This is a genomic window from Flavobacterium sp. JLP (assembly GCF_015350755.1).
GTDB lineage: Bacteria > Bacteroidota > Bacteroidia > Flavobacteriales > Flavobacteriaceae > Flavobacterium.
This window is the reverse complement of record NZ_JADKPS010000003.1, coordinates 430,935-441,836: the sequence shown is the minus strand read 5'-3', so window position 1 is coordinate 441,836 and position 10,902 is coordinate 430,935. Positions and strand designations below refer to the sequence as shown.

Below are 10,902 nucleotides of genomic sequence, written 5' to 3'. Positions count from 1 at the left end.
TAATATTTGAGAAATACTTTATCATTTACCATAAAAAATGAAGTTTTTGGAATTGAGCTTGTATTATCTAAAATAGTATTGAATCGAATATCGGTTATATTGCCCATAAAAATGAATATGGAAAAACTGCTTTTCAGTTTGTTTGGTTGAGGGTTAAATTTTAATAATAGAAAGAAAATAAATTTATATTAGCAAAACCAAAATCAACCTAAAAGTAAACCTTGTACTAAATGGATTTAAAACTTGACTTGAAAATTGCCTTAAATATTCATTATTTTCTTTTGTTGTATTTCATTATTGATCCCATTCATCTTCATTTTACTTTAGCAGATACATACGATCCCAAACCTGGAACTGTTTTTATGTTTACTATTTATATCGTTATTTTTTTATGGAGTAATTATTATGGGTTACTTAGAATATATAAAAAAATTGAAGAAGAAAACAGTTATGATTCTAAACTTGCACTCGGAACGGCGTTATTGCCTACTGTTTTTTATGGTAAAATAAGTTTTGATAAAAACAAGAACTGTCTCAAATCCAATTTAAAATTTTCAGTTATAATTTAAACTTCTATTATGATATTAGCTTTCGATACGTATTACTTTGATGGGAAGGCAAAAACCGTCTGTCTTGAATTTACAGAATGGAATCAAAGTAAAAACTTTAAAATTCACACCGAAATAATCGACAATGTCGAAGAGTATATTCCGGGAGAATTCTATAAAAGAGAGTTGCCTTGTATTATCAGTTTGCTAAATCAATTCGATTTAAAAAATATCGAAGCCATTATTGTAGATGGTTTTGTGTATTTAGATGATGAAAAGAGATATGGTTTGGGTGGACATTTATATGAGAAGTTAAACAAGGAAGTTCCAATAATTGGGGTGGCTAAAACAAATTTTGCTTCAATTGAAAAAGATAAAAAAAGTTTGTTTAGAGGCGAAAGTGTAAAACCTTTGTATGTTACAGCAATAGGAATTGAATTAGAAAATGCTTTTCAGAAAATAGAAAGTATGGCGGGCGAATTTAGAATTCCAACGTTGCTGAAAGAAATGGATCGTTTGACGAAGGAAATATAATTAAGGATATAGTGATTTTAATCTCAAATAAAATTATTATTTATTATATTTATTCAACTAAAAAACTAAAATTATGGAAGAACCAAAAAATCAAACAAACAATTCAAATCCGCCTGTTGAGCCAAAAGTAACAGGAATTGGAGGTGTTTTCTTTTTTTCAGATAATTTACAAGAAACAAAAAACTGGTATGCTAAAAATTTAGGATTTGAAATTAGTGACTGGGGTTCGTCGAGTTTTGAATCCAGAAATATTGACAGACCCGAAGAAATAAATTCTCTTCAGTGGTGTCCTTTCAAAAAAGGAGATGAATATTTTTCTCCGTCTAAAAAAGATTTTATGATTAATTACCGAGTTCAAAATATGGAAGGACTTTTAATCAAACTCAAAGAAAACGGAGTAATCATATTAGACGACATTGCAACTTATGACTATGGAAAATTTGTTCATATTATGGATGCAGAAGGTAATAAAATTGAACTTTGGGAGCCTAAATAAAAAAGAATGATATTTTGTCTTAAATTGTTGCAACTTAATAACAGGTAAATTGTAATTAAGCCCAGCTCAGAATAAGTTAAAAAGAACAAGTGAAAAAAGTGCACAAGAAAGAAAACTGGACTATTTGTTTAGAATGTAATGGACGCGGAAAAAAAAGCAGAGGACTTAGCGATAAAACGCGACGTGAATATCAGAAAGCACTTGATCAATTTGAAAAAATAAAAGGTGGAGGTACAGCTCCAATTCGTCCTAAAGGTCATCAATATACTTGTGTAAACTGTAGCGGATCTGGACTAATTCATTCAGTAATTTCTCCCTTGGCGGACACAGAAAACTATCCAAATGTTGCCATTATTGGTGGTGGAATAGGAGGAGTGGCCTTGGCTGTGGCTTGTCTGCACCGTAAAATCCCGTTTACTCTTTATGAGCGCGACATTAATTTCGAAGCTCGTTCTCAAGGTTATGGGCTTACCTTACAGCAAGCAAGTAAAGCGATTGAGGGATTCGGTATTTTCTCGTTAGAAGAAGGAGTAGTTTCAACAAGGCATGTAGTTCATACTACAGAAGGAAAAGTGATTGGTGAATGGGGAATTAGAAAGTGGCTGGAGTATGATGGAAAAACTTCGCAGAAACGTACAAATATTCATATTGCACGACAATCTCTGCGATTAGCATTGCTTCAACAACTGGGCGGGCAGAATGCTTTAAAGTGGGGACATCAGTTATTGGATTTTAAAGAAAGTGAAGAAGGAAGTCTTGATCTGAATTTTCAGGTGGGCGATGAGATTAAAACCTTTAAAGCAGATCTTGTTGTTGGTGCGGACGGTATTCGAAGTTCGGTTAGAAGATTCATTATTGGTGAAGATATTACTCCTTTGCGTTATCTAGATTGTATTGTAATTTTAGGTATTTGTCCTTTGATTGATCTTGAAAGTCTTAATGATTCTTTATTAGACTCTGCTACGGTATTTCAAACTGCAAATGGCAATGAGCGTATCTATATTATGCCTTATACTTCAGACTCCATAATGTGGCAACTTAGCTTTCCTATGAGAGAAGATGAGGCTAAAGAATTAAGCGCTAAAGGTTCTAAGGCACTTAAAGAAGAAGCATGTCGCAGAACTCAGTGGCACGATCCTATTCCGCAAATTATAGAGGCAACTCAAGCAGCTCAAATTTCTGGTTATCCCGTTTATGATAGAGAATTACTGCGTTCAGAATTATTGCAGAAAGCTGGACAAGTAACTCTAATAGGAGATGCTGCTCATCCCATGAGTCCATTTAAGGGGCAAGGAGCAAATCAGGCATTGCTGGATGCACTCATGCTGGCTAGAGGGATCTTAAAAGGATGCAGACCTTCATCTCAATGGAGAAAAATTGGATTAAGAGAAAGTGTTTTAAATGAGTTTGAATCGGAAATGTTAGAAAGAAGTGCTGTAAAAGTGAAAGATTCTGCCGATGCAGCTGCGTTTTTGCATTCTGAAATCGTACTTCATGAAGGTGATGAGCCAAGAGGAAGGTGTTTAAAGAAAAAAGGATATTAAATATTTTTAAATAAAGCTCTATTATTTCTAATAGAGCTTTATTTATTTTCAGAAACTCTGGGTAATGTTTTATATAATTATCTAACGAAATTTAAAATGAGAGAAAATTTGCCAATGAAATTTATGAAACATTCTTGAAAAGTTACGAAACCAGATAAAATACTCCTTAAGAAATAAGGAGTCGTTGAGATTATTCTATATTGCAAAAAATATTGTATAAATCACAAGCATGACAAAAAAGGAAGAATCTATTAAAGAGTATTACTTTAGGATCAATAAAAGTATAGATTACATTAAAGAAAATCTTAACGAAGAGCTATCTTTAGAAAAACTGGCTTCTCTTTCTAATTTTTCAAAATTTCATTTTCATCGTATTTTTAAGTCGGTTACAGGAACTACAATTAATGATTTTATTAAAAATGCAAAAATAGAAAGATCTCTTTTTTTCCTAATGAACAATCCTTCAAAAACGATTAATGAAATTGCTTCTGATTCTGGATTTTTGAGCATTTCATCTTTTTCAAGAAGTTTTCGCGAAGCTAAAGATATAACACCAAGCGAATGGCGCAAGCTTTACAAAAATAGCAAGATTGGTATAATAGATAGCAATATCGGACAAATGCAGTCCAGAATTGAAGGTTACCTTGCGCTCAAATTAGATAATTTAAAAAAGAATCAAATGAGTGAAATAGTAAATCTTGATTTTAAAATCAAAAAACTTGAAGAATTTAATGTCGTTTACATTAGAAATCTAAATATTCACAATCATGATAGTGAAACATTTAGTAAGATGTTTGAACAGCTGTTTAGTTGGGCTACTCCAAGAAATTTAGTTAATTTTCCTGAAACCAAAGCATTGACTGTTTATCGAAGCAATCCAAATTTATCAGGAATGGTTCAAGCTGATGTTTGTTTGTCTGTACCAGATAAAATTGTTGGAGAAGGATTAATAGGCAACACCATAATAAGTGGCGGATTATATGCTGTTTTTCATAAAGAAGCGCCAATGTCTGAATGCTTTAAAACTTGGAATTACATTTATGATGTATGGTTTGAAGAAAATGGTTATCAGCCCGATAATCGAAATTTCTTTTTAAGTCATTTAAATGATCCTAAAACGCATCCTGAAAACCTTCATATAATAGATATTTATATACCTATAAAATTACTTTGATAATATATTTCATCAATAAAAAAAACAACTAAATTCCAATTTAATGAAATTATCATTTTTGATCTTATTTTCTTTGACAGCTAAAGGATTGCTGTTTAATTTTCGAATTAAATATTCTTAGAAAATTCAAAAGCAAAAAAAAACTCCTTAATTTTTTAAGGAGTTTTTTGTGGGCGATGAGGGGTTCGAACCCCCGACCCCCTCGGTGTAAACGAGGTGCTCTGAACCAGCTGAGCTAATCGCCCTATTTTACTAGGTTGCTATCATTTTGTGATTGCGAGTGCAAATATACGCTAGTTTTCGAGTTCTGCAAAGAAAATCTTCGAAATATTTTAACTTTTTTTAAGAACTGATATATCTTGCTGGCATTGAATTTATTATAAAATCAATTTTTTGAACTTTTTTGTGCAAATGCACTTTTAGTTATTACAAAGGTAATTCTGCAACAACAAAAGTGCTTCCGCCAATGTAAATAAAATCATTTTCTTTGGCATTTTCCTTCGCGGCAGAGAATGCACTTTCGACCGAATTGTATTTTTCTCCTGTCAAATCATATTTTTTTGCAGTTTCTTTTAGTATTTCGGTTTCTAAGCCTCTCGCAGAATTTGGCCTGCAAAAATAATATTGTGCTTTTTTAGGAAAGAGCGGTAAAATCGAATCCAAGTCTTTATCATTTACGACTCCTAGAACAATATGCAGATTTTCAAAAGTTTCTTTCTGAATCTGATTCATAACAACTGCCAGTCCATGTTTGTTGTGTGCAGTGTCACAAATAATCTTAGGGTTTTCACCAAGTTGTTGCCATCTTCCCTGCAAACCGGTATTTTTTACCACTTTTAACAAACCCGTTTTTAGATTTTTATCAGAGACTTTAAATTCAGTTTTTGCATTCAAAACTGCAATCGTTTGCTGCACTGTTTTTTTATTATGAAATTGATAATCTCCAATTAGATCTGATGGGTAAACTTCTGAAATTAAATCCGAAGCAAAATAGATAGGAGCTTTGTTTTCCTCGGCTTTAGCCAAAAAAACAGGCTGTGTTTCAGTTGTATATTCGCCAATAACAACTGGAACATTAGGTTTAATAATTCCGGCTTTTTCGCCTGCAATTGCTGTGGGCGTATTTCCTAAAAACTGCGTATGATCCAAATCGATGTTTGTAATAACAGAAACCAAAGGAGTAATAATATTGGTAGCATCTAATCTTCCCCCTAAACCTACTTCAATAATGGCGATGTCTACTTTTTCTGAAACAAAATAATCAAAAGCCAAACCCACAGACATTTCGAAGAAACTCATATCATTTGCTTCAAAAAAACTTTTGTGTTTTGCTACAAATTCAATAACAAAATCTTCTGAAATTTCTTCTCCGTTAATTTTAATTCGTTCTCTAAAATCTTTTAAATGTGGAGAAGTGTACAAGCCAACTTTATATCCTGATTCCTGCAAAACCGAAGCCAGCATATGCGAAGTAGAACCCTTTCCGTTTGTGCCCGCAACGTGTATGCATTTGAACTTATTTTGCGGATTATCAAGATGTGCCGCCAATATTTTAATATTGGTTAAATCTTCTTTGTAAGCAGAGGCTCCTTGAAGCTGATACATTGGAAGTTGATTAAACATCCAATTTGTAGTTTCTTGATAGTTCATTTATTTTGGATAAAATAGTTGTAGATTGAAATAATTTCCGATTTTTTTAGTTTTATATTACAGCGAAAATTATCTTTATTGCAAATTTCAAATATTTTTTAGAATTAATTATTAAAAACCAGAATTAATATATGTTTAGTTTTATTCAATTACAAACAGACACCATTGCAAAGGCTGCATCTAACGTAGTTATCGAAAAAATTGCACCAAATACTGAAATCTCAGTTTTAGATTTTATCTTAAAAGGAGGTTTTTTTCTTATCCCAATCGCACTTTTGCTCTTTTATACTATTTATGTAATTTTTGAACGTTATTTATATATTAAAACTGCTTCGAAAATTGATCCTAGATTGATAAAAGATGTTGGAGATAAATTAAATTCTGGAAATATAGAATTGGCAAGAACAATTGTAGAAAGAAGTGATACTGCAGCTGGAAATATTTTGAAAGAAGGGGTTTTGGTAATTGGAAGACCAATTGCAGAAATTGAATCAAACATGGACCGCGCAGCTGATATTGAAATTGGCGAAATGGAAAGACGGTTAGGTCATCTCGGACTTATTGCAGGTATTGCACCAACTTTAGGTTTCATCGGAACTATTTCTGGGGTTATTAAGATTTTTTACAGCATTTCGGTTACCGAGAATATTAGTATCGGAAATATTTCGGGAGGTTTGTATGAAAAAATGATCAGTTCTGGTTCTGGACTTATTGTAGGTATTATTGCTTATAGTGCGTACCACTTATTAAACGGAAAAATAGATGATTTTGCTTTAAAAATTCAGAAACAAATATTAGAATTTGTTAATATAATTCAAAGATCTTAAGGTATGTCTATCAAGAGAAAAAGAAGGTTTCATGCCGAAGTAGCGACTTCATCGTTAAGTGATATTATGTTTTTCTTGCTGTTGTTTTTCCTTATTATTTCAACGCTTGCAAATCCTAATGTTATAAAAATGACTTTGCCGAAAGCGAAATCAAATGAAAAAACAAACAAACAGCTGATCAGTTTATCAGTTACCGAAGATAAAAAATTCTATATCGACAAAGAGCCAGTTGAGTTCGAAAATTTAGAAACTAGCTTGATGGCTAAAATAGGGGCAGACAAAGAACAAACCGTTGTAGTTCGAATTCCGTTTAATTTGCAAGTACAAGATTTAGTCGATGTACTGCAAATAGGAGTAAAGAACAACCTGAAATTTGTAATTGCCACGAGCCCGAAGTAAACGATCATTAGGGCGTGACCACAATAAAAAAATGGGCCAATCAGCATAACGTTGATTCGCCCATTTTTTTATTGCGGTCGGGCTATCCGCGCTACTTCGGTAGCCAGCTCCTATCCCTCACGCATAACACAATATTACTCAATCATTGCAAAACGAAGCAAATCTCACAACAAAAAGCAAACTATGCTGGAAATAGTAGGTAATCTTGCCATTTCGACCGAAGAGAGAAATCACACCAAAGACTCACAAACAAAAGTTAATCCTCTGTGCTTCTCTAGTGTGATTTCTCTCTTCGGTCGAAATGACAAACTAAACGAAATAAAATTAAAAAAAGGCTTTCTAATATATTTCAAAAAGCCTTTTTTTAATTTGTGAAAATCTGTAAAATTCGTGTCTTAATCCAAACTAAAATTATAAATAATTTTTCCTACTTGTTTGGCAGCAGCATTTGCATCTGCCGACCATTTTGTATTTAATGCGGCAATTTTGGCTTGTTCTAATAAACAACTTGCAGTATTGGTTGTTCCTTTTACACCAGCAGTAGCGCTTATAGTTTTTCCGTTTTGGTCAACGGTTACTTCAACAACTACTTTTCCTTCTTCGTTGCAGGTATATTTTGGTGCAGGTTTAGATAATGCTTTTCTGTTTCCTAATGAATATCCTGATCCACCGCCTGAACCGCCACCGCTTCCGGCGCCGTAACCGCTTCCTGTACCAATGCCATTTCCGGTTCCGTTTCCTCCGCCTGTTCCACCACCAGAACCACCGCTGCCGTAATAGCCATTTGATCCTAAACTTCCGTTCGCTTTTCCTTTATTTCCTGCCGCTTTATCATCTCCGTCTCCGCCTTTGTTAGATCCTTTTAAAATGCTCGATAAAGCATCATTTGTAGAATTCGAAACTTTTGGTTTTTGAGGAACTGGTTTTGCTTCCGTTTTTACAACTGGAGTTGTTTTTTTAGGTTTTTCTTTTACAGGAATAATTACATCTTCTTCAGTAGGTGTCGAATTTTCTTGTGTAATTGTAGCTTCTTCTGGAGTTGCTTTTGCAGGAGCTTGCTTAGTTTCGTTTTTTATTTCTAAAACTTCACTTTTGTAATTAGTTCCAGAACCTAAGTCACTGTCTCCAAAATTTACTGTTACACCGCCGCCACCTCCGCCGCCGTCAGCAAGAGCAACATTGTTTTCTGGATTGTATGGTGGCCAAAAACGGATGAAAAACATTAATAAAATTAGTAAGCCACAAATAATGGTCGACATTATAAGAGATTTCTTTTTGTCAGAAAGCGAAGAATTTAATATAGGGGCAAAAAGCAATCCGAAAAAAAGGAGTATAAGACGACTATTGTTTTTTAATGGCGAACTCATTATTGTATAAATTTATTATATGATTTAAACGTTTAAAAGTAGTAAAAATTGTTTAGAATGAAAGAGAGAATTTAATCGCAAAGTTCGAAGGTTTAAACAAGTTACGCTAAATTATTTCTTGCAAAGTAGCAGAGCCACAAAATTTTTCTTTATAACGCGATTTGCAGTTCGAAAGGAACATATTATAATGCGGGACTTTAGTCCAACTTACTTGTAGCGATCTTAAAGCTATAGGAAATTTTACATAAACCTTTGTTAACTTTTAAGGTTAAATGAAAAAAGCGAGCTAAAAATTAGCCCGCTTAGAAATGAAAGTATAAAAAAAATTACACTAATTGTTTCAATGCAATTTCAAATGCAGTTGCACTGATATTTGTTTTTGATGGATTTAAAGCGTGAGCCTTAACAATCGCATTTTTTATAATTTCTGAAGTATCATTAAAAATAGCCTCATCTGTCATTTGAACTTTTTTCTCCATGAAATAAGCAAAAACTCTTGCCATTCCGCAGTTCGAAATAAAATCAGGAATCAAACTTACTTTATGATCTATTTCTTCCATAATTGGACCGAAGAAAATTGCAGCATCAGCAAAAGGAACATTCGCTCCGCATGAAATTACTTCTAATCCATTTGAAATTAAACTGTCAATTTGATTTTTAGTTACCAGTCTTGAAGCCGCGCAAGGTGTAAATATTTCAGCACCAATTGTCCAAATTTTAGAATTGATTTCCTCAAACGGAATCATATTATCGGCAACTAATTTGTTTCCGTCTTTGTTTAAAAACAAGGTTCTGATTTCTTCAAAAGAAAAACCTTCTTCCTTTATTAGTCCTCCGTCACGATCAATAATTCCGATTATTTTTGCACCCATTTCAGCTAAATAAAAAGCTGCTGCAGATCCTACATTTCCAAAACCTTGAACGATTGCTTTTTTACCTTTTATGTCGCCGCCATAAGTTGCATAAAAATGACGAACAGCTTCTGCAACGCCATAACCAGTAATCATGTCGGCAACAGTATATTTTCTGGTTACATCTGGTGAAAATTTTGGGTTTTCGATAACTTTAATTACACCTTGACGCAATTGACCAATTCTGTTGATTTTATCTGCTTCAGTTGGTTTAAAGTGTCCGTTGAAAACTCCTTCTTGCGGATGCCAAACACCACATTCTTCTGTCATCGGAATAACTTCATGAATTTCATCAACATTTAAATCACCGCCAGTTCCATAGTAACTTTTTAATAAAGGCGAAACTGCTTTGTACCAACGCTGTAAAACTCCTTTTTTACGAGGATCGTTTGGGTCAAAGTTAATTCCAGATTTAGCACCTCCAATGGCAGGACCAGAAACTGAAAATTTTACTTCCATTGTTTTTGCCAGAGATAAAACTTCGTTCATGTCTAAGCCTTTTCTCATTCGGGTTCCACCTCCTGCAGCTCCTCCGCGAAGTGAATTAATCACTGTCCATCCTTCAGCTTCAGTTTCAGAATCTTTCCAGTTAAAAACAATTTCAGGTTCTTTATTTTCAAATTGCTGTAATAAATCTTTCATTTTGTTGAGATATGTTTAGTTTGTGTAAAAGTATAAAATAGAATAATGCGAATAATGTATTTTGTATCAATTTTATTAAAGAAAAAAAGAAAGCCGAAAACTTTACGCTTTCGGCTTTGCTATATATGATTTATTTGGAGAAATTATATTCCTAATAAATGTTTTTTCAAAGTTTCATCAACTGGTTTGTCAGAAAGCCAGATTCCAAATAATGCTTGTTTGAAATCAAATCCAGGGATTTTTCCTTTTACAACATCATTTTTAATAACGTTTACAGTTTGGTCAAATGGATTATACCATAAAATAAATACATCTTTCTCTGTAATTACATCGCTTAGTAAATTTTTAAACTGCTCAATTCTTGGTCTTAATTGCTCAAGATTGCTTCCTGCAGATTTTTCAAAACCAGCATTCATTGCTTTCGTTAATTTGTTCGAAGAAACCATAGAAGAGGTAATTTCAATTCTAATAGCCATTTCAGTATCACTGTCAATAATGAATTTTGGATCTTGGCTTAATTGCGATAAATATAATGCCTGAACGTAAACTTCTAACCACATTTTAGATCTTCCGCCAGCACCATTAAGTTGCATTGTTTTATTTTGAACTTCAATTTTTCTTGGCACAGTTACACCGTTTACCTCTAGTTGTGCTTGTGCAGAAACTGTCGAAAATTGCAGACTAAAAAGGAATGTAAGTAATAGTAAAATCTTTTTCATATTCTATCGATATTATAATTTTTGAGCAAAAATAATGTTAATTTCTTAATTTTAAGTTGTTATTGGCGATGTTTTTTTCTTCGCTTTTGTG

General features: G+C 33.0%; 11 protein-coding genes and 1 tRNA gene. 7 read left to right on the top strand and 5 right to left on the bottom strand.

Annotation, left to right across the window (positions count from 1 at the left end; all coding sequences use genetic code 11):
• Positions 1-230 precede the first annotated feature (230 nt).
• From IRZ83_RS11500 to IRZ83_RS11480, 5 genes are all read left to right on the top strand, one after another.
• Positions 231-569 carry a hypothetical protein gene (locus IRZ83_RS11500; protein WP_194568864.1) on the top strand — a complete coding sequence of 113 codons (339 nt, stop codon included), beginning with the start codon at positions 231-233 and terminating at the stop codon, positions 567-569.
• Positions 570-578: 9 nt separating this feature from the next.
• Entirely contained in the window at positions 579-1,082 is a 504-nt protein-coding gene (locus tag IRZ83_RS11495) for an endonuclease V (protein ID WP_029271983.1), read from the top strand.
• A gap of 73 nt (positions 1,083-1,155) precedes the next feature.
• Positions 1,156-1,578: a VOC family protein gene (locus IRZ83_RS11490; protein ID WP_194568862.1), complete on the top strand. Its 423-nt coding sequence runs from the start codon at positions 1,156-1,158 to the stop codon at positions 1,576-1,578.
• Between the two features lie 89 nt (positions 1,579-1,667).
• A complete protein-coding gene (locus tag IRZ83_RS11485; protein WP_194568860.1) occupies positions 1,668-3,122 on the top strand; it encodes an FAD-dependent oxidoreductase in 1,455 nt (484 codons plus the stop codon).
• A 229-nt stretch (positions 3,123-3,351) separates the two neighbouring features.
• Entirely contained in the window at positions 3,352-4,296 is a 945-nt protein-coding gene (locus IRZ83_RS11480; protein ID WP_194568858.1) for a GyrI-like domain-containing protein, read from the top strand.
• A 170-nt stretch (positions 4,297-4,466) separates the two neighbouring features.
• Here IRZ83_RS11480 and IRZ83_RS11475 read toward each other — a convergent pair.
• A tRNA-Val gene (locus IRZ83_RS11475) sits at positions 4,467-4,541 on the bottom strand.
• A gap of 181 nt (positions 4,542-4,722) precedes the next feature.
• Positions 4,723-5,946, bottom strand: coding sequence for a bifunctional folylpolyglutamate synthase/dihydrofolate synthase (locus IRZ83_RS11470; protein ID WP_194568856.1), 1,224 nt, complete (start codon positions 5,944-5,946; stop codon positions 4,723-4,725).
• Between the two features lie 131 nt (positions 5,947-6,077).
• Between IRZ83_RS11470 and IRZ83_RS11465 the strand changes: the two genes are divergently transcribed.
• Positions 6,078-6,773 carry a MotA/TolQ/ExbB proton channel family protein gene (locus IRZ83_RS11465; protein ID WP_029271987.1) on the top strand — a complete coding sequence of 232 codons (696 nt, stop codon included), beginning with the start codon at positions 6,078-6,080 and terminating at the stop codon, positions 6,771-6,773.
• A gap of 3 nt (positions 6,774-6,776) precedes the next feature.
• Complete coding sequence (locus tag IRZ83_RS11460; protein ID WP_029271988.1) at positions 6,777-7,172, top strand: ExbD/TolR family protein; 396 nt, start codon at positions 6,777-6,779, stop codon at positions 7,170-7,172.
• A gap of 395 nt (positions 7,173-7,567) precedes the next feature.
• Here the strand turns inward: IRZ83_RS11460 and IRZ83_RS11455 are convergent, their stop codons facing one another.
• The 3 genes from IRZ83_RS11455 to IRZ83_RS11445 form a co-directional block, all read right to left on the bottom strand.
• Positions 7,568-8,431, bottom strand: coding sequence for an energy transducer TonB (locus IRZ83_RS11455; protein ID WP_194568854.1), 864 nt, complete (start codon positions 8,429-8,431; stop codon positions 7,568-7,570).
• Between the two features lie 434 nt (positions 8,432-8,865).
• Positions 8,866-10,092, bottom strand: a complete 1,227-nt coding sequence (locus IRZ83_RS11450; protein WP_194568852.1) for a Glu/Leu/Phe/Val dehydrogenase dimerization domain-containing protein — start codon at positions 10,090-10,092, stop codon at positions 8,866-8,868.
• Positions 10,093-10,235: 143 nt separating this feature from the next.
• Complete coding sequence (locus IRZ83_RS11445; RefSeq protein WP_029271991.1) at positions 10,236-10,811, bottom strand: chalcone isomerase family protein; 576 nt, start codon at positions 10,809-10,811, stop codon at positions 10,236-10,238.
• Between the last annotated feature and the right edge of the window lie 91 nt (positions 10,812-10,902).

Bases quoted from the DNA above. Each gene is read 5' to 3' on its own strand.
- IRZ83_RS11455 (WP_194568854.1), bottom strand. From the start codon at position 8,431: ATGTCGACCATTATTTGTGGCTTACTAATTTTATTAATGTTTTTCATC.
- IRZ83_RS11470 (WP_194568856.1), bottom strand. From the start codon at position 5,946: ATGAACTATCAAGAAACTACAAATTGGATGTTTAATCAACTTCCAATG.
- IRZ83_RS11460 (WP_029271988.1), top strand. From the start codon at position 6,777: ATGTCTATCAAGAGAAAAAGAAGGTTTCATGCCGAAGTAGCGACTTCA.
- IRZ83_RS11480 (WP_194568858.1), top strand. From the start codon at position 3,352: ATGACAAAAAAGGAAGAATCTATTAAAGAGTATTACTTTAGGATCAAT.
- IRZ83_RS11465 (WP_029271987.1), top strand. From the start codon at position 6,078: ATGTTTAGTTTTATTCAATTACAAACAGACACCATTGCAAAGGCTGCA.
- IRZ83_RS11495 (WP_029271983.1), top strand. From the start codon at position 579: ATGATATTAGCTTTCGATACGTATTACTTTGATGGGAAGGCAAAAACC.
- IRZ83_RS11490 (WP_194568862.1), top strand. From the start codon at position 1,156: ATGGAAGAACCAAAAAATCAAACAAACAATTCAAATCCGCCTGTTGAG.
- IRZ83_RS11445 (WP_029271991.1), bottom strand. From the start codon at position 10,811: ATGAAAAAGATTTTACTATTACTTACATTCCTTTTTAGTCTGCAATTT.
- IRZ83_RS11450 (WP_194568852.1), bottom strand. From the start codon at position 10,092: ATGAAAGATTTATTACAGCAATTTGAAAATAAAGAACCTGAAATTGTT.
- IRZ83_RS11500 (WP_194568864.1), top strand. From the start codon at position 231: ATGGATTTAAAACTTGACTTGAAAATTGCCTTAAATATTCATTATTTT.